Source organism: Epilithonimonas sp., from assembly GCF_056329745.1.
Genome location: NZ_JBWEYV010000010.1, coordinates 35269 through 53218 on the forward strand (window position 1 = coordinate 35269; position 17950 = coordinate 53218).

The window sequence follows — 17950 nt, forward strand, 5'->3', positions numbered from 1 at the left end:
CTAAAATTTTTCGCAAACAGCTGCAAAATCATAATTATCAGTACCCGTTTTTTGTAAAACTTTGTAAATGATTAATCTATAAAAATCGTTATCTCCGGGGTATTGAAAGTGCATAACGTTTTGCTCATAATCAGCAACACGGGAATTTGCAAATTCCTGAATCACATTCCAGTTAGAACTGTTAAAAACAAAAGGAACCGTTGCAGCATCGGAACTGCTTTTCCCCTGATAAAGCTGATATCCGCTACCATCCCAATTCTGCTCCATAGTCATATAGATGTTGATTGTTGTTCCCGGATTATCTATCAGCCTGAAACCAATATGAGAATCATAAACATTAGAAAATGAGAAATAAAATTTTCCGCATTTCAAAGTTTTAGCAGGGTCACCATAGGAGTTTGGCCTGTTGTAGATCTGGCTGTAGCTTTCCTTATCGGAGTTATTAGGGTTGCTGGATGGCAGAAGACTTTCTTTGGTCGTATAATCTACATTCCCGTCATTATCCGTTACCAGGATCCTGTCATAAGAAGCGTTATCCGATTTGTTTGTAAGTGCCTCAATCCTGGCATTACCGTTAACATCCAGTTTTCTGGTAGGTGTCTGTGTGTTAATTCCTACCTGAGCGTTGATTTCGTGAAATGAAAAAAACGCCAATGAGGCCAGTAACAACCTCATGTTTATATTATTCATCATTTGGGAAAAATAGCTTGCAAATATACTGCCATTTATTTGAAAACCGTAATAACTATAATTATATGAATATTAACATTAATAAGTCTTGACAAGTATTGTTAAAAAAGTTATTGTTAATTTTACATCGTGATTACCAAAGAAACGATAGATAAGATATTTTCCACCATCCGGGTAGAAGAGATTATTGGTGAGTATGTCCAACTGAAAAGAGCTGGATCCAATTTCAAAGGACTCAGCCCTTTCCACGAGGAAAAAACACCGAGTTTCGTAGTTTCCCCAAGCAAGCAGATTTGGAAAGATTTCTCCACCGGAAAAGGCGGAACGGCGATTTCTTTTTTGATGGAGATTGAAAACTTTACCTATCCCGAAGCCCTTCGCCATGCTGCAAAAAAGTACGGCATCGAAATCGAGGAAAATATCCGCGAATATTCTGAAGAAGAAAAACAATCACAAACCGAACGCGATCTCCTCTATAAAATCCACGAAGTGGCCAATGACTACTTCCAGGAACAACTTTGGGAATCCGAAGAAGGAAAAATGATCGGTTTTTCATATTTTAAGGAGCGCGAACTGCGGGATGACATCATCAAAAAATTCCAGCTTGGATATTCTCCTGAAAAGAAAAATGCCTTCACCGAGTTTGCACTGGAAAAGGCTTACAGTAAAGAGATCCTAGAAAAATCAGGTTTATCAATCTTTCCAGAAAATACACCTTCCGGCATAGATCGTTTCCGTGACAGGGTAATTTTCCCGATTCACAGTTTCTCCGGGCGGGTTTTGGGATTTGGCGCCAGGATCCTTAAAAATAATGTCAAAACAGCCAAATATCTCAATTCCCCTGAAACGGAAATCTATCACAAATCCAATGTCCTGTATGGCCTCAACCAAGGCAAACAGGCAATTTCCAGAAAAAACCTTTGCCTGCTGGTAGAAGGTTATATGGATGTGGTTTCCCTGCATCAGTCGGGGATAGAGAATGTGGTGGCAAGCTCCGGCACATCACTCACCACCGAGCAGATCAAACTTATCAAACGTTTGACAGAAAATGTTACCATCCTTTTCGATGGCGATAATGCCGGTATCAAAGCCAGTTTCCGAAGCATAGACATGCTGCTGTCCGAAGGGATGAATATCCGTGTTCTCCTTTTCCCGGACGGTGACGACCCAGATTCTTTCGCAAGGAAACATCCGCAGGAATTTGTTGAAAACTTTATAGATAAAGAAGCTAAGGATTTTATTGATTTCAAGGCAGAAATCCTTCTGAAAGAAGCTGATACAGATCCTATCAAAAAGGCAGATGCCATCCGGGATATTGTAAAATCTGTAGCATTTGTGCAAAACGCACTGAAACGCGAAGTGTACCTTAAAGAAGTCTCCAACAAATTTGGTTTAAGCGAGCAGAGTTTGTTTAATGAGCTGCAAATCCAGACCAATATCACCGCAAAAGATGCCAAACCTCTGGCTACAGAAAAAACCAGCCAACCCAAACTGGAAGTGGTCCGCGAAGCTGTTTTTTCGGTAAATCCGCTCTGGGTGCAGGAAGAAAAACTGGTAGAGCTGATGCTGAAGTACGGCGACTTTGTCCTGGACAGAAAAGATGCTGACGGACAGGAGTATAAAATTACGGTAATAGAAGAAATCCTGAATCATCTGGCAGAGGACGATTGCGAAATCCAACTGGACATCAATAAAAAAATTATTTCGGAGATAAAAGACGGCATTCTTCATAACGAGCTGCGGTCTGGCGGATTTTTCTTTAACTTTATGGATGAGGAAGTAACAGGAAAGCTCGCCAACGCACTGATTGACAATTACCAGACCAGCAACTGGAGCAAGTACAACATCTACTTCAGCAAAGAGGAAGAGGTAGTTCCAAAATTAGTATCCGATATTGTACTGCGCCACAAGCGTGAATATATCCTTAAACTTATCAATGACCTCAAGAGCAATCTGGACAATGACAATGATAACAGCGAGATTTATCAGAAAATTATCCTTTTGACACAACTTAAAAACAAATTAGACCATGAGTTATTCCGCATATTATGACAGAATGACTTATTTTAGCAAAGGAATATTTTTTGCCAAGACTATTCCGAAATTAATTTTTTAAACAATAAACCTTAATATGGACATCAACAAAGAATTTAGAGATTTCTCGGTAAAACACATGGGAAATAGCGGTCTGGCGACAGATCAATATATGGGAATGTTTAACCCGACCAATCTTACGCCATACATTATGGAGGAAAGAAGGATGAACGTAGCACAGATGGACGTTTTCTCCCGACTTATGATGGACCGGATTATATTCCTAGGAACTGGCATCGATGACCAGGTGGCCAACATTGTGACAGCGCAGCTTTTGTTTTTGGAAAGCTCTGATCCGTCCAAAGATATTCAAATTTACATCAACTCGCCTGGCGGAAGCGTTTATGCGGGATTGGGCATCTATGACACCATGCAGATTATCAAGCCTGATGTTGCCACCATTTGTACTGGTATGGCCGCATCTATGGGTGCTGTGCTGTTGGTAGCAGGCGAAAAAGGAAAACGTTCTGCATTGAAGCATTCCAGAGTGATGATCCACCAGCCAAGCGGCGGCGCACAAGGTGTAGCTTCTGATATGGAGATCAACCTGAGAGAAATGCTGAAATTGAAAAAAGAACTATACGACATTATTTCCCACCACTCCGGGCAAACCTATGAGTGGGTAGAAAAAGCCTCTGACAGAGATTACTGGATGACATCGTCCGAAGCCAAAGATTTTGGCATGGTAGATGAAGTTCTGGAAAGAAAATCAAAATAAATCAATTAAAATCCGTTTTTGGTCATTCAAAAACGGATTTTTGTTTTTACAGAAAGTACAGATTATTTTATATCTTGTTAAAAACTATCCTATTTTTGCAAAAAAATTGAGATGGAATTTAATATCACAAACCTTGCACAATGGAACGATGTTGTCAAAGAAATTGTCCCGCAATTACAGCATAACATCCTGCTTCTTAAAGGTAACCTGGGTGCAGGGAAAACGACTTTTACGCAATTCCTTCTCAAAGAACTGGGCAGCAATGATGAGATCTCATCGCCCACCTACTCTATTGTTAACGAATATGATACGCCCAAAGGTAAAGTGTACCATTTTGACCTTTACCGCCTGAAAAATAAAGACGAAGCTTTTGATTTTGGAATCGAAGAATATCTTGACAATGCTTATCTTTCTATTATAGAATGGCCGGAAATTTATATGGATGAGCTGGAAACTGATGGTTTTCATCAGATGTCCATTAATACAACAGAATCCGGAAGGGAAATCACTTTTGAATAACTGGTACTGTAAAAAATTTTATCTTTGTTCCTTAATTGTTTTTAACATCATCATTATATGAGCAGCACATCGACCATATTTACACCTTTTTCTGAAGAAGAACTGATTCCCAAGGAAGAAAAACTAGAAGTTGTAAAAAAAGGTAAAACCTTCAGCATTGGCGTGCCAAAAGAGACATGTCTTAGCGAGAAAAGAACATGCCTGATCCCGGATGCTGTGCAAATCCTTGTCAACAACGGGCACCGTGTGATTGTAGAAAGTGGTGCCGGAGAAGGTTCTCATTATTCCGATCTTTTATACTCCGAAGCGGGAGCCGAGATCACCAACGATCCCAAAGTTGCTTTTTCTCAGGACTTGGTTTTGAAAATCAATCCGCCAACATTAGAAGAAATCGAATATCTGAGACCGCTCACTTATCTCATTTCTGCCTTGCAAATTAACCTGCGCGACAAAGAATATTTCACCCAGCTGGCTGCCAAAAAAGTCAATGCTATTGCGTTTGAATTCATCTTGGATGAGTACAAACAACTTTCTTTGGTAAGATTAATTGGTGAGATTGCTGGCTGCGTTTCCGTAATGTATGCTTCAGAACTCCTGGCTATGTCCAACGGCCTTCTTTTGGGTGGTATTACAGGTGTTCGTCCAACAGAAGTAGTAATCTTAGGTGCGGGAATTGTGGGCGAATTTGCGACCAAAGCCGCTATTGGACTAGGGGCAAGCGTAAAGATTTTTGACAACTCTTTATCCAAACTGAGAAGGCTTCATACCTTGGTAGACAGCCGCGTGCCAACGTCTATCATAGACCCAAAAGAACTAACCAAAGCCCTTCGCCGCGCCGATGTGGTAATAGGTGCCTTACCAAGACTTAACCTGCCGCCTATTGTGACCGAAGATATGGTGATGAAAATGAAAAAAGGAAGTGTGATCATCGATATTACCATTGATAATGGCAAAGTGATTGAAACCTCGGAACTTACCTGTACAGAAAAACCTTATATCCTGAAACATGGTGTGCTGCATTGCGGATTACCTAACCTAACGTCTAGAATGCCAAGGACAACTACCAAAGCCATCAGCAACTTTTTCCTAAGCTACCTTTTAGGCTATGATGAAGAAGGCGGTTTTGAAAACATGCTAATCCATAAGAGCGAGATCAAACAATCACTTTATATGTACAAAGGAAGACATACCAAGCAGTTGATTTGCAACAAGTTCGATCTACCTTACCACGATATCAACCTTCTGATTTTTTAAAATCAAATCATGCTGAAAAAACTTAAATTCTATTTTATCGGGCTGGTTCCGGGATTGTTGATCGTATTTTTTATACTAAACCAAAAAGGGACAAGCTGCTCTTACTTCCCAAATGACAGGGTAATTGCAGAAACATTGACCAAGGATTTTATTTTTACTGATAATTTCAAAAAGGAATTGGAAGTGAATAAAATCTCTGAAAAATCACTGAAGGACGACATTGTTACCAACGGAAAAATCGATTTTGACCGAAGCAACGCACAGAAACAGCCGTGCCCGGAGTATCTCCTACTCTATCCGAAAGACCATCCAAAATTTGAAATTTTTTACTCCAAATGTAAAGATAATGCTCAATTTTTTAATCTAAAGAAACTTAACTAAAGTCTTTGATTTACCAATTTTAATTTCTAAATTCGTCTTGTGAAAATAGTAAACAGAACATATTATTATTACGCAATTCAAAACCTTTGTAAGGATTAGGATTCGTATGCATATATAGAACAACCTCGTCCTTGCGGCGGGGTTTTTTGTTTTTAAAACTTTGATATATTTTTGATTATATAAATTATGAAAATTAGTATTATAGGAACTGGCTTGATTGGCGGATCCATCGCTCTGAAATTGAAACAACATCAGTTTACAAATTTTGTCTATGGAATTGATCAAAACGAGAATAACCTGCAAAAAGCACTAGAAAGGCAGATTATTGATGAAAAGGCAGATCTAGCAATAGCGATTCCTAAATCTGATTTGATTATCATTGCAATTCCTGTGGATGCGGCAAGGAAAATATTACCCAAAGTCCTGGACCTGGTTAATGAAAACCAAGTGGTAATGGATGTTGGCTCAACCAAATCTGGTATTACGGAAGCAATAAAAAATCATCCAAAAAGGAAACGTTTTGTAGCTTTCCACCCTATGTGGGGAACCGAAAACTCGGGTCCTGCAGCAGCAACCAATGAAAGTTTTACAGGAAAAGCCGCGGTAATTTGCAATAGCGAAGAATCAGACAAAGATGCTTTGGAAACTGTTGAACAACTGATCCAGAGCCTTGAGATGCACCCTATTTATATGGATGCAGATGACCATGACGTGCACACCGCTTACATCTCGCATATTTCACACATCACATCCTACGCACTTGCCAACACGGTTCTGGAAAAAGAGCGCGAGGAGGATCGTATTTTCCAGTTGGCCAGTTCGGGTTTCTCCAGCACGGTTCGCTTGGCTAAATCTCATCCGGAAATGTGGGTTCCTATTTTCCGCCAAAACAAAGAGAATGTGCTGGATGTTTTGAATGAACATATTTCGCAATTAAGAAAATTTAAATCTGCTTTGGAAAAAGAAAACTTTGATTATTTGGAAGAACTAATCCGGAATGCCAATAAAATCAGGGGAATTTTGGATAAGTAATTAATATTTAAAATGATTTTGTCATTTCATTATAATTTGATTTAAATGTTTTGAAACCAATGACAAAATCATTTTTTTTACAAAAGAGTTAATTAGTACGGGAGCTCAAAATTGATTGAACAGACTCTTAAAAAATCTGCGAGCTACAAAGCGAATTAAAATGCAGACCCGCTACCCAAAAATTATAAATCAAACTGATTAGGATGATTTTTTTTGATATCACCAATTGTACCAAGAACTTTATCCTTCAATGAGTTTTGATAAATTTCTAATTTCTGAGATACGGATTCGTCAAAAGTCCCAATGATTTTCGCGGCAAGAATCCCTGCATTTGTTGCGCCATTAAGAGCCACCGTAGCAACGGGAATTCCCGATGGCATCTGCAAAATAGACAAAATGGAATCCCAGCCATCTATGGAATTGCTGGACAAAATTGGCACGCCAATTACCGGCAAAGTGGTACAACTCGCCACCATCCCTGGAAGATGTGCTGCACCACCAGCTCCTGCAATAATTACTTTTAAGCCTCTTTGTTTCGCTGATTTGGCATATTCAAACATACGTTCGGGCGTTCTGTGTGCAGAGATAACAGTCAGTTCATAAGGGATTTCCAAAGATTTTAAAAAATCTGCCGCCTGCTCCATAATTGGCAAATCGCTTTGGCTTCCCATGATTATTCCGATCATTTTTATTTTTAATTAGATTCCCAAAGATAAAAATTTGTTGTCAGATGTAAAATTTTTCAGACTCCATAACCTTAATTGTTTCTAAAATATCAATCCTAATCTAAACTAGACTTTATCTTTAATTATTGGAATCATTTTTGCAAAACCGATAAGCGTCATTAAATTTAAAATTTTAATATATTTACGTTATTAATTTTTCTAACATTAAAACCATTAACAATGAAAAAACTTATTGTATTCGCTTCCGCAGCGACATTATTATTCGCAACATCTTGTAAAAAAGAAGAAAAAACCGTTGTTACAGACCAAAACAATGATACAGTGGCAGTGGTAACGACAGAAACTACACCTCTTACAGAAGTTGAAGCGAAAGCTAAAGTAGACAAAGCACAAGCTGACCTAGATGCGGCAATCAAAAAAGGCGATAAAGACGCAGAAGCTACTGCCAAAAAAGCCTTGGAAGATGCTAAGACAGCTTGGGCTTCTACAAAATCTGCAGTTGATAAAACGGCAACAGATGTAAAACAAGATGTTGACCATGCTGCAGAGAAAGCAAATGCTACTGCGGAAAAAGCAAAACAAGATATGAGCAATGCTGCTAAAGACACAAAAGAAGCTGTTGACAAAGCTGCTCAGGATACCAAAGATGCTACAAAAAAAGCAACTGAAGATGCTAAAAAAGCTTACAACAATGCTTTGGATAAGGCCAAAGCTAAATAACTTTCTAAAAAAAACGGTTGATAATTCAACCGTTTTTTTTATTCGGAAACTACTTTAACCAATGATTTGATATGGATTAACTTTTCCATTAATTCTTCGCGGGAATCAGCCAGAACATTGATATGCCCCATTTTTCTGCCTGGCTTTGTTTCGGTTTTGCCATAAAGGTGTACATACGTTTTGGGCAATTTCAAAACTTTTTCTAGACCTTCATATTTTACCTTTCCAGAAAAATTTTCTTCACCAACGAGATTCAGCATGCCCGAAAAACCAAAATTATCCGTATCTGCCAACGGTAAATTTTTAACCACTCTGTAAAACTGCTCAAACTGGGAGTTGGCATTGCCCTCCTGAGATTGGTGCCCAGAGTTATGAAGCCTTGGTGCAGTTTCGTTAACCCATACTTTTCCAGCCTTATCAAGAAATAGCTCTATGGCAAAAAGTCCTGCAGAATCGGCACTTTTGATGAACTGTCTCGCAATTCTCTCAATTTGATGATGCGTTTCTTCCGAAATATCGGCGGGGCAAATATTAAAATCGAGAAGATTGAGCTTAGGGTCAGCCACCATTTCTGTCACAGGAAAAGTTTTGGTTTCCCCGCTGCCATTCCTGGCGACAATCACGGACAATTCTTTATCAATATCCACCAGATCTTCCAATACAGATTCCTCTGTCCAAAGATTTTTCCAATCCTCATTAGAGCGAATCACCTGCACACCTTTGCCATCATAACCTCCTGTGTTCAATTTCTGTACAAAGGGCAACTGGATTTTGATTTCATCATCGGTGCCATCCATTATTTCAAAATCGGGAGAAGGCATTCCGTTATCTTCATAGAATTTTTTCTGAAGGATTTTTTGCTGAATGATTTTGATGATTTTAGAATTGGGAACCACCCTTACGCCTCTATTTTCAAGTTCTTCCAGCGCATCGGCGTTCACGTGTTCTATTTCAATGGTGACCACATCTTTGTCTTTCCCAAACTCCAAAACATCATCGTAGTTGTTAAAATCCCCCTTTGTATAATGAGAAATATGTGCGCACGAACATTCTGGATTGGGATCCAAAACAAAATATTCATCGTCATACTTCAATGCATCCTGTATGAACATCCTGCCGAGCTGTCCGCCGCCTAAAATTCCTATTTTCATTTGTAGATATTTACTTTTTAGATTAGAAGAAGAAGAAATTTATTTAAGTTTCATATATCCAATTTTCATTACGTTTTCCTGATGCTCAGATAATGATTTTTCAAGAACAATAGAATATTTTTGTTTGGTCTCTTTTGATAGCAGATCATTAATGTTATAAATATCATCAATATCAACACCGTGTTTGTCATCGATATGACTTACAGCGTTCTCGAAACCCATTGTTTTATAAAAGTCGGTTTCTTTAACTCTTTTAATGACATTACTCATCGATTTTCCCACCATGAGATGCTGCTCATGAAATTCCTCAAAATATCCCGGTTTATAACCACCCAGATTGATAAAAAACAATTGATTCTCTGATAGATGAGCTGTTTTATCAACAATTTTGACTTCATAACCATCTGCAAACATTACCTCTTGATAACAGTCCATATGAAGTTTGGTATGACTCCAGAAAGCCTTCATCTCGGGAATTAAATCTTCTACCGCTTCGGCAATACCGAAAAAAACGTCGTGTTGCTCAATATTGCGACCTTCTGGTGTTGCACCCAAAATAACATAAAATAACTTCATCCTCACTATTATAGAGATGCAAAAATAATGAATAATTAATTGTTTTACCAGTGACGAACTAAATAGTTTCCCCGTATAAAAAGCTGTTACCTGAAAGAAAATTGCCATCGAAAAATATCTTGAAATTGGTCGTCAATTTTTATATTTTCAATACATAAACCGCTAATTCATACCTTGTTAATAGACTATGTATGAATTGATTATTTCAAAAAAAACGGACTTTCCAAAGTATAATCTTACCCAAAACTTTTATATTTGCTGCATGTCAGAAATCATTATTTTATTTTTTGGTGCCATCGCTGCCGGATTGATGGGATCTCTTACAGGATTGGGCGGCGGCGTCATTATTATCCCGCTGCTTACATTAGGTTTTGGCGTGCCGATGCATTATGCTATTGGAGCTTCGCTGGTTTCTGTAATCGGTACATCATCTGGAGCGGCAGTAGCCTTTGTGAAAGAAGGTTTTACGAATATGAGAATTGGGATGTTTCTTGAAATTGCCACAACAATGGGCGCTGTTATTGGGGCATTGGTATCTGGCTTTCTAAATCCTAATACCATAGGGATCATCTTTGCCAGCATTCTTATTGTTACAGTTATTCTCAATTTGAGGGGAAAACCAGATCATCAGGAATCTATTATAAAAGGAAGCCTGGAAGAAAAACTAAAACTTTATGGCACATTTCCAGACAAAGATGGCCTAAAAAGCTATGCTGCAAGAAACTGTATCCCCGGTTTTTTTATGATGGTATTTGCTGGTGCCATGTCGGGATTATTGGGAATAGGTTCGGGAGCTTTAAAAGTTTTGGCGATGGATAATATGATGAAATTGCCTTTTAAAGTTTCTACCACCACCAGTAATTTTATGATTGGTGTAACTGCAGTTGCCGGTGCCCTAATTTACTTCCAGAGAGGACAGATTATCCCGGTTATTGCTGCGCCTGTATTGATTGGTGTTGTTGTGGGGAGCTTTATTGGTTCCAAAACACTGATGGTCTCCAAAACTAAAAAGTTGAAAGCTTTCTTCGCTATTGTTATTACACTGCTTTCTATTTATATGATGTACAACGGCATCTCAAAAAATTTCCAATAATGAGAACAAAACCTTTTACAGACATTGACTTGAACCGGTCCGTCGGCAATCTATTGAGATTAGGCGTCATACTTTCCGTCATTACATCCTTGGTAGGTTTTATAAAGCTTTTTACAGAAGGCTTTAAAATGCCAAAAAAGTACAATTTGCTAGAAATCGGCAACTCTTCGGAAAAAGTATGGAGCAGTTTCTGGGATACACTGTGCAAAGGCGAAGGAATGGCCATTATCCAGCTTGGGATTTTGTTGCTGATTTTGACACCTTTGGTAAGGATTGTATTTGCCTTAATTGGTTATTTAAAAGAAAAAGATTACACCTATGTGACCGTTTCTGTCATCGTACTCACCATTATGATTGTGAGTTTTTTGACAGGCTATGCGCATTAGTATAAATGATAATCGATAATTGATTGTAATTAGCCATTCTATCATCTATCCGTCTATTATCTATTAGTCTCAATTTTCATAAAATTCCAGAGGCAAATCATCTGGATCTGAAGTAAAAAAGAATTTTTTATTAGTCCATTCATCAATTCTGATCTCTTCACAATCCAATCCTTTTGAAAGTAACTCATCCCTTTTCTCTTCTACATTATCAACAGAAAAAGCGAGATGACGAAGTCCACAACTCTCCGGTCTAGAAGGCCGGGCATGTGGATTGGGGAAAGAAAACAATTCGATCACATAATGGTTTCCAATGGCTAAATCCAACTTATAAGATTGCCGCTCTTCACGATAAACTTCCCTAACAATATTAAGACCTAAAACGTCTGTATAGAATTTTTTGGAAACTTCGTAATTGGAGCAGATGATAGCGATGTGGTGGATTTTCATTGTACTAAATGACTTATTATTAATAATTAAACAATATTTGTCATAACGGAGAAATTTAAACGGTTCAGATTCTTCCGCAATGACAAATATTATGGGTTAATTGTAAAAAAAAATTTCATTCAAAATTTACAGCAACCATCTTTCTAAAACCGCATCACATCTTTTACCACTCCACCTTGTTGCGTAAAAGGAATCAGCTCTGTATTGATGAAATCCGTGATTCTCTTATTATTGATATCATTCGGGAAAAGAAGATGAACGTTGGCGCCTGCATCTAAAGTAAAAAATAACGGCAACCCTGTAATTTTCCTGAATTCCCATATTTTGTTGATGACCTGTAAAGTTCCGGTTTGCATCAGGATAAAAGCAGGCTCGCTCATCATCATCATCGCATGAAGTGTCAAAGCCTCGTGTTCTACCAACTTAATAAAACCTTCCATATCGCCTGATGAAAGAATATTTTTCAGTTTGGCGAAATTCTCGTGCGCTTCTTGGAAACGTCTTTCCGCGTAAGGATTATTCTTCATCAAGCCGTGACCAACCGTTGAAGAAACTGATTTTTGACCTTCGTGAATCAACAACACCCAATCATTAAAGTTTTTAAAAATCGGATGAATCTCATCATTATCATAAGGTACAGCAAATAAATCCGAACTTCCTTCCACTTCTTCGGTTTTTCCCCAAACTACCAAACCTTCGTAAAGGCTTCTGCACGCACTTCCACTTCCCAATCTTGCCAAAAAGCTTGCGTTTTGATTTGAATTTTGAAGTTTATAATTTGAAGTATCACGATTATCGGATTCAATTTCAAATTTCAAATCCAGATTCATCAGGCATTTTGCAATTGCTCCAAAACCGGACGCTGAGCTTGCAATGCCGGAACTATGTGGAAATGTATTTTCGGTTCTAATGATGTATTTCCCTTTCAAGATCCAAGGCAGATAAGGTTCGATATTTTTGAAATATTTTTCAATTTTTTCCGCGAATTTTTTTTCTTCGTTGCCTGCCAAAAAGGTCTGAACAGCAAACTCTTCTCCGGCAAAAAACTCCATTGTGGTATTGGTTCTACAATGGTTCAAAGTATAGCTAATACTGGGATTAGCAGGGATTTGATTATCATACTTCCCCCAATATTTTATCAATGCGATATTGGACGGACAGCTTGCGGAAACGAGTTGATTGGATATCTGAAATTGGGGATTTCCCAAAAATTCTTGAGTCATAATGAATGCTTTTGGCTTCGGCAAATTTAAAATAAAATAGTTGTTAATGGGAAATTTGAACATAAAGTAAGCAAAGAGTTTTGAAATTATCAAAAACAAATTTTTAGTTTGGCCAGAGCATCAAAACCTAACAAAGAAATTAATATCATATTTTGAATATGATATTAATTATCATTTTTGTCTTTTTTAAACTAATTTTGTGAAGTTTCAAAATAGGGCTGAGAGAAAAGAAAAAACCTCAACCTAGCCCCGATGGTAGCGGCATCCTTTTTTGCAATGGCACAAGCTGTGAAAAAAAGATATAGCGGACAGCGGGTTGGGCAAGTGAAACAAGGCAAAAATCGTCTTGCTCCCAAATATTAATTATTCATTTTTAATTATTAATGATCAATGCTTAAAGCAGAACATATCACAAAAACATATAACGCAGGGAAGAAAGTGGCGCTTCAGGACTTCTCGATAGACGTTCCTACGGCGAGTATCTACGGCTTGCTGGGACCCAATGGTGCCGGAAAAACGTCGTTTATACGCATCATCAATCAAATTACACAGGCCGATGAAGGCGATGTTTGGATTGATGGCGAAAAACTTAATCCCGAGCATATCAAAAATATCGGTTACATGCCGGAAGAGCGCGGTCTTTATAAAAATATGACGGTGGGCGACCAGCTTTTGTATTTTGGGGAATTGAAAGGTATGTCCCGCCAGGAAGCACTTTCGCAAGCAAAATTTTGGTTTGAACAACTGAATATCGACCAATGGTGGAAAAAGAAACTGAGTGAACTATCCAAAGGGATGGCTCAAAAAATCCAGTTTGTGGTAACGGTGTTGCATCGCCCAAAACTTTTGATTTTAGATGAGCCTTTTTCGGGTTTTGACCCTGTGAATGCCAACCTGATCAAAGACCAAATTATCCGGCTGAAAAACGATGGGACTACCATTATCCTATCTACGCACCGCATGGAAAGTGTGGAAGAAATGTGTGATTTTGTAGCTTTGATCAACAATTCTAAGAAGGTGCTAGACGGGAAAGTGTTTGATGTAAGGGAAGATTTTAAACAAAATGTTTTTGAAGTGGTTTTATCCGATGTCAATTCTGAAAACCTGGAAGAACTCACCAAAAGATACCAGATTGAAACCGTTGGAACGGCGAATGGCTTGTTCAGTTTTGAACTGAAAAATAAAGAGGCGCAGAACATCCTAATCCAAGATCTTTTGAAAACCGGAACCATACGGACATTCAACGAGAAAATACCGAGTATGAATGAGGTTTTCATCAATGCCGTCAAATCATAATTGAAACGTGATAATCAATAAATGATTGACTTTTTACTTAATACATTTTACTTTTTACAATAAATGAAAAATATATTCCTGATTACCAAAAGAGAGTTTCTGACGCAGGTTAAGAAAAAATCTTTTATCATTCTCACGCTTTTGGCGCCACTGCTTATCATCGGGTTTGGTGTATTGATTGGCGTCATGTTCAAAGCCAACGAAGCCGAATACCATTTTGATGTCATCGATAAAAGCGGTGTTTTCAATGGTCAGCTAAAATCTACAAAAGATATCACCTACACTTTTGTTCCAGCGAATACCGAAACTGCTCTGTCTAAAAACCTGAAAGAACTAAAAGGCACAGACGGGCTCTTGATTATCCCGGAACTGAAAGACAAGAACTTTGATGCGTTGGAAACGGGAACCAAACTACTGACGAACAAGAAAATTGGCGTAGATACCAAATCGTCTGTCTCATCTGACCTCAGCAATATCCTGAAAAAAGAGAAAATCAAACAATTGGGCATCCCCGAGGACCGCATTATAAACTTGGATAAAAACTTCAAGATTATTTCTCAGAATGTGGCGGAAAGTGACAGGCCGGAAAGTGACCTGGCGTTTGGGATCAAAACCGCACTAAGCATGGGACTGATGTATGTAGTTTTTATGTTCATCATCATCTATGGCGTGCGTGTGATGCGCAGCGTGCTAGAAGAGAAAAACAACCGTGTGGTAGAGATCATCATCTCATCTGTGAAACCTTTTGAACTGATGATGGGAAAAATCCTAGGCGTTACTTTGGTGGCTTTGACGCAGTTTATCATTTGGATCGCAATGTCCGTAACTGCGGCAATCTTCCTCAACACAGGATTTGCGGCGATGCAAAAAAACATCCCTGCCGGCAGCGAAGGTATGATGAAAAACTTGGATGTTCAGCAAATGGCCACCGAAGTTTCGCATATCCTTTTGGATATGAATTATGGCAGTATCATCGTTGTTTTTGTATTTTTCTTCCTATTCGGATACATCTTTTACAGCTCGATGTACGCTGCAATTGGTAGTGCCGTGGATAATGAAACCGAAACCCAGCAATTCACGATGTTTGCAATGGTTCCATTGATGCTGGGGCTTTACGGGAGTTTCACCATTATGAATAACCCCGACGGGCCAATGGCGTTTTGGCTATCGATTATTCCGTTCACTTCGCCAGTCGCGATGATAGCAAGGATCCCATTTGGCGTTCCGCTTTGGGAGATTTTGTTATCGATTTTCCTTTTGATTGCCTCTACCCTATTAATGGTATATATCGCCGCAAAAATCTACAGGGTTGGGATTTTGATGTATGGCAACAAAGCCACTTTGAAGGAAATATGGAAGTGGATTAGAAACTAATTTTACTGCCTTGTGCAGGAAATACATATTGCAATTGCAGGGGATTATTCTGTTGCAATTCTTTTTTTATAATGTCGATATTTTCACCGCTTGGTTTAAGATGCGTTATCACAATTTGCAAACCGGCCATTGATTTTTTCCCGACTAGTGTACTTAGTTTAGTAAGTTCTTCGGTCAAAAGTTTGGGAGTCAAATGTCCAAAAAGTAGATTTTCCGGTTGAGCGTTAGGAAAAGATACTTCAATCATAATCGCTTTCAGCTGTTTATTTTTAACCAGTGGAGCAATGCTTTGCCACAGCGTGTTCAGGTTTTGACTTTTTTCTATGCGGTCTGCGCCTGTATCACCAAGATAAAGAAGATATTGATTTTGCGACCCTACAAGTACCGCAGAACTTTTGTAATCCTTTGTGTGGCTCAGTTCAAAAGGCAACACAGACAATCCCGTTCCTGCCACAGAAGTTATTTTGCCAAGATCAAGCGATACCATCTGATATTTGCCAATCGGTTTCTCACCTTTGTCGGTAAAATTAACCCAGGTATCTTTTGAAAAATAATAATTGACCAAAATTTCCTGAACAAAAGGGATCGTATAAATCGTTTTTTTGGAATCAGCCGGAGAATTAATCACCAAACCCGACAAATGATCCAAATGGCCATGCGAAATAAAGTAACCTTTGATATAATCCCGAAGAACTTTCTCCTCATTAACATCAAAAGTTTTTAAGCTAATCGCTTTCCTGATGCCGGCATTAATAGTGCCCGCATCCAAAGCCAAAAATTCATTTTTGTTATGCTCAGAGATCAGGTAAGACGACAGGTTATCTTCCTGCTCGCCGCCGTAGACACCCAATGGCACTATATCAAAAGTTTGTGCAGCCGCTGCAAGGCTCAACAAAACGGACGAAGCAAAAAGGAGTTTTTTCACAATTTTTCTGTTATTTTTTTCGCTTGGCTTTTGACTTTGCTTTTTGCTGCGCTCTGTTTGCCCCGAATTTTTTAGGAGCTTTACGCTTGCTAGGCCCACCAAGGTTGATTTTTTTGTTCTTGTCTTTTTTCTCGTGAAAAGCCGATTCGCCTTCGTTTAGTTTGGCGTTGGTAAGGTGTTTCATCTTAACCTCATCCTGTTCCGAAGCAATTTTAACTTTAGAAAGAGTCACTTCTCCCGGGAAATCTGCTTTGTGGATTTCTTTATCCATCAGCAATTCGATGTCGAGTAATTGGCCCTCTTCTTTTTTGGTATAAAAAGTGACAGCAATCCCGTCTTTATCTGCACGGCCGGTTCTACCAATCCTGTGGATGTACTGCTCCGGAACTTCCGGAACTTCAAAATTGAAAACGTGCGAAATATCCGGAATATCAAGACCTCTCGCCATAATATCGGTCGTAATCACGCCGCGCAATTTCTCTTTTGAGAATTCTTCCATCACCCGCAGACGGAAATTTTGAGATTTGTTGGAATGGATGACCCCAAATTCCCCAGGGAATTCGTGATCCAATTTTTCAAAAATAAGGTCGGCGTGTTTTTTATTATTCGCAAAAATAAGGATTTTCTCCAGATTATCTTCGGTTTTCAGAAGATGGATTAGCAGATTAAGTTTGGTGTTAAAATTCTCAACTGGGATCGCTGACTGCGCAATTTTCTCCAAAGGCGTACCCGATCTTGCTAACGAAATCTCCACAGGACCTGCAAAATACTCGTTTAGCATATCGTCTACAGCGTCGGTCATGGTCGCAGAAAAAAGAATATTCTGTCTTTTCTCCTTAATCATTTCGAAAATATGGGTCAGCTGAGGACGGAAACCGAGATTCAGCATTTCATCAAACTCATCGATGATTAATTTTTGAACTTCTTTTAGGGAGATGGCATTGTCAATCGCCAAATCCATCACGCGTCCCGGCGTTCCCACCAAAATATCGCATCCATCATTAAACAATAATTTTTGCGTATTGATATTTTTTCCACCGTATATGCCAATCACTCTCGCCGTAATGTTTTCTGTCAGTTTTTCGATCACTTCGGCCACTTGCACCACCAATTCTCTGGTTGGGACAAGCACCAAAACCGTTGGGTTGCCGGATTTGTTGTATTTCCAGTTTTTAAGAACCGGAAGCAAATAAGCCAATGTTTTACCGGTTCCGGTCTGTGCAATGCCCATGACATCGCGGCCGGAAAGAATTGGTTTTATGCTTTTTTCCTGAATTGGTGTCGGCTCAAACAAGTCGAGATCAGCTAAAACGTCCAGGATCTTCTCCGGTAAATCGAAATCTGCAAAAGTGGTCTTATTCATTTTGCAAAGATAGACTTATTTT

19 protein-coding genes are annotated in these 17950 nt (G+C 38.8%); 11 read left to right on the forward strand and 8 right to left on the reverse strand.

The genetic code is table 11. The features are described from left to right. Complete coding sequence (locus AC00Y6_RS08775) at window positions 1–693, reverse strand: hypothetical protein (protein WP_474490241.1); 693 nt, start codon at window positions 691–693, stop codon at window positions 1–3. A gap of 126 nt (window positions 694–819) precedes the next feature. Between AC00Y6_RS08775 and dnaG the strand changes: the two genes are divergently transcribed. The 6 genes from dnaG to AC00Y6_RS08805 all read left to right on the forward strand — a co-directional run bounded on the left by dnaG (window position 820) and on the right by AC00Y6_RS08805 (window position 6688). Then, on the forward strand, window positions 820–2742 hold the full coding sequence (dnaG, locus tag AC00Y6_RS08780; RefSeq protein ID WP_474490242.1) for a DNA primase: 1923 nt from the start codon (window positions 820–822) through the stop codon (window positions 2740–2742). Between the two features lie 79 nt (window positions 2743–2821). Next, window positions 2822–3502, forward strand: a complete 681-nt coding sequence (gene clpP / locus AC00Y6_RS08785) for an ATP-dependent Clp endopeptidase proteolytic subunit ClpP (protein WP_474490243.1) — start codon at window positions 2822–2824, stop codon at window positions 3500–3502. Between the two features lie 111 nt (window positions 3503–3613). After that, the gene (gene tsaE, locus AC00Y6_RS08790; RefSeq protein WP_474490244.1) at window positions 3614–4021 is read left to right on the forward strand and encodes a tRNA (adenosine(37)-N6)-threonylcarbamoyltransferase complex ATPase subunit type 1 TsaE; all 408 of its coding nucleotides are present in this window, start codon (window positions 3614–3616) and stop codon (window positions 4019–4021) included. A gap of 57 nt (window positions 4022–4078) precedes the next feature. After that, complete coding sequence (locus AC00Y6_RS08795) at window positions 4079–5275, forward strand: alanine dehydrogenase (protein WP_474490245.1); 1197 nt, start codon at window positions 4079–4081, stop codon at window positions 5273–5275. A gap of 12 nt (window positions 5276–5287) precedes the next feature. Continuing rightward, window positions 5288–5656, forward strand: coding sequence for a hypothetical protein (locus AC00Y6_RS08800; protein ID WP_474490318.1), 369 nt, complete (start codon window positions 5288–5290; stop codon window positions 5654–5656). Window positions 5657–5842: 186 nt separating this feature from the next. Then, window positions 5843–6688 (forward strand): prephenate dehydrogenase, encoded by an 846-nt coding sequence (locus tag AC00Y6_RS08805; protein ID WP_474490246.1) that lies wholly within the window; start codon window positions 5843–5845, stop codon window positions 6686–6688. A 182-nt stretch (window positions 6689–6870) separates the two neighbouring features. Here AC00Y6_RS08805 and purE read toward each other — a convergent pair whose 3' ends face one another. Then, a complete protein-coding gene (gene purE / locus AC00Y6_RS08810) occupies window positions 6871–7374 on the reverse strand; it encodes a 5-(carboxyamino)imidazole ribonucleotide mutase (RefSeq protein WP_474490247.1) in 504 nt (167 codons plus the stop codon). Window positions 7375–7593: 219 nt separating this feature from the next. On the opposite strand from purE, the gene AC00Y6_RS08815 reads away from it, so the two are divergent. Further along, a complete protein-coding gene (locus AC00Y6_RS08815) occupies window positions 7594–8094 on the forward strand; it encodes a hypothetical protein (protein WP_474490248.1) in 501 nt (166 codons plus the stop codon). Between the two features lie 38 nt (window positions 8095–8132). Here AC00Y6_RS08815 and AC00Y6_RS08820 read toward each other — a convergent pair whose 3' ends face one another. Then, entirely contained in the window at window positions 8133–9245 is a 1113-nt protein-coding gene (locus tag AC00Y6_RS08820) for a 5-(carboxyamino)imidazole ribonucleotide synthase (protein WP_474490249.1), read from the reverse strand. Window positions 9246–9284: 39 nt separating this feature from the next. Next, entirely contained in the window at window positions 9285–9821 is a 537-nt protein-coding gene (locus AC00Y6_RS08825; protein WP_474490250.1) for a DUF1543 domain-containing protein, read from the reverse strand. A 262-nt stretch (window positions 9822–10083) separates the two neighbouring features. Here AC00Y6_RS08825 and AC00Y6_RS08830 point away from each other — a divergent pair, with 262 nt between their 5' ends. After that, on the forward strand, window positions 10084–10914 hold the full coding sequence (locus AC00Y6_RS08830; protein WP_474490251.1) for a sulfite exporter TauE/SafE family protein: 831 nt from the start codon (window positions 10084–10086) through the stop codon (window positions 10912–10914). Next, complete coding sequence (locus tag AC00Y6_RS08835) at window positions 10914–11300, forward strand: DUF1634 domain-containing protein (protein ID WP_474490252.1); 387 nt, start codon at window positions 10914–10916, stop codon at window positions 11298–11300. Before AC00Y6_RS08830 ends, AC00Y6_RS08835 begins: the two co-directional genes overlap by 1 nt. 69 nt (window positions 11301–11369) lie before the next feature. Here AC00Y6_RS08835 and gloA2 read toward each other — a convergent pair whose 3' ends face one another. Both gloA2 and AC00Y6_RS08845 read right to left on the reverse strand, forming a co-directional pair. Then, window positions 11370–11747, reverse strand: coding sequence for an SMU1112c/YaeR family gloxylase I-like metalloprotein (gene gloA2, locus AC00Y6_RS08840; RefSeq protein ID WP_474490253.1), 378 nt, complete (start codon window positions 11745–11747; stop codon window positions 11370–11372). Window positions 11748–11890: 143 nt separating this feature from the next. Then, the gene (locus AC00Y6_RS08845) at window positions 11891–12970 is read right to left on the reverse strand and encodes a diphosphomevalonate decarboxylase (RefSeq protein ID WP_474490254.1); all 1080 of its coding nucleotides are present in this window, start codon (window positions 12968–12970) and stop codon (window positions 11891–11893) included. A gap of 390 nt (window positions 12971–13360) precedes the next feature. Here AC00Y6_RS08845 and AC00Y6_RS08850 point away from each other — a divergent pair, with 390 nt between their 5' ends. Next, on the forward strand, window positions 13361–14266 hold the full coding sequence (locus AC00Y6_RS08850; RefSeq protein ID WP_474490255.1) for an ABC transporter ATP-binding protein: 906 nt from the start codon (window positions 13361–13363) through the stop codon (window positions 14264–14266). Window positions 14267–14329: 63 nt separating this feature from the next. Then, on the forward strand, window positions 14330–15640 hold the full coding sequence (locus AC00Y6_RS08855; RefSeq protein WP_474490256.1) for an ABC transporter permease: 1311 nt from the start codon (window positions 14330–14332) through the stop codon (window positions 15638–15640). Here the strand turns inward: AC00Y6_RS08855 and AC00Y6_RS08860 are convergent. Continuing rightward, window positions 15630–16565, reverse strand: coding sequence for an MBL fold metallo-hydrolase (locus AC00Y6_RS08860; protein ID WP_474490257.1), 936 nt, complete (start codon window positions 16563–16565; stop codon window positions 15630–15632). The genes AC00Y6_RS08855 and AC00Y6_RS08860 overlap by 11 nt on opposite strands. 10 nt (window positions 16566–16575) lie before the next feature. Continuing rightward, window positions 16576–17928, reverse strand: coding sequence for a DEAD/DEAH box helicase (locus tag AC00Y6_RS08865; protein ID WP_474490258.1), 1353 nt, complete (start codon window positions 17926–17928; stop codon window positions 16576–16578). Window positions 17929–17950 lie beyond the last annotated feature (22 nt).

Bases quoted from the DNA above. Each gene is read 5' to 3' on its own strand.
- AC00Y6_RS08775 (WP_474490241.1), bottom strand. From the start codon at position 693: ATGATGAATAATATAAACATGAGGTTGTTACTGGCCTCATTGGCGTTT.
- clpP (WP_474490243.1), top strand. From the start codon at position 2,822: ATGGACATCAACAAAGAATTTAGAGATTTCTCGGTAAAACACATGGGA.
- tsaE (WP_474490244.1), top strand. From the start codon at position 3,614: ATGGAATTTAATATCACAAACCTTGCACAATGGAACGATGTTGTCAAA.
- AC00Y6_RS08795 (WP_474490245.1), top strand. From the start codon at position 4,079: ATGAGCAGCACATCGACCATATTTACACCTTTTTCTGAAGAAGAACTG.
- AC00Y6_RS08805 (WP_474490246.1), top strand. From the start codon at position 5,843: ATGAAAATTAGTATTATAGGAACTGGCTTGATTGGCGGATCCATCGCT.
- purE (WP_474490247.1), bottom strand. From the start codon at position 7,374: ATGATCGGAATAATCATGGGAAGCCAAAGCGATTTGCCAATTATGGAG.
- AC00Y6_RS08815 (WP_474490248.1), top strand. From the start codon at position 7,594: ATGAAAAAACTTATTGTATTCGCTTCCGCAGCGACATTATTATTCGCA.
- AC00Y6_RS08820 (WP_474490249.1), bottom strand. From the start codon at position 9,245: ATGAAAATAGGAATTTTAGGCGGCGGACAGCTCGGCAGGATGTTCATA.
- AC00Y6_RS08825 (WP_474490250.1), bottom strand. From the start codon at position 9,821: ATGAAGTTATTTTATGTTATTTTGGGTGCAACACCAGAAGGTCGCAAT.
- AC00Y6_RS08830 (WP_474490251.1), top strand. From the start codon at position 10,084: ATGTCAGAAATCATTATTTTATTTTTTGGTGCCATCGCTGCCGGATTG.
- AC00Y6_RS08835 (WP_474490252.1), top strand. From the start codon at position 10,914: ATGAGAACAAAACCTTTTACAGACATTGACTTGAACCGGTCCGTCGGC.
- gloA2 (WP_474490253.1), bottom strand. From the start codon at position 11,747: ATGAAAATCCACCACATCGCTATCATCTGCTCCAATTACGAAGTTTCC.
- AC00Y6_RS08845 (WP_474490254.1), bottom strand. From the start codon at position 12,970: ATGACTCAAGAATTTTTGGGAAATCCCCAATTTCAGATATCCAATCAA.
- AC00Y6_RS08850 (WP_474490255.1), top strand. From the start codon at position 13,361: ATGCTTAAAGCAGAACATATCACAAAAACATATAACGCAGGGAAGAAA.
- AC00Y6_RS08855 (WP_474490256.1), top strand. From the start codon at position 14,330: ATGAAAAATATATTCCTGATTACCAAAAGAGAGTTTCTGACGCAGGTT.
- AC00Y6_RS08865 (WP_474490258.1), bottom strand. From the start codon at position 17,928: ATGAATAAGACCACTTTTGCAGATTTCGATTTACCGGAGAAGATCCTG.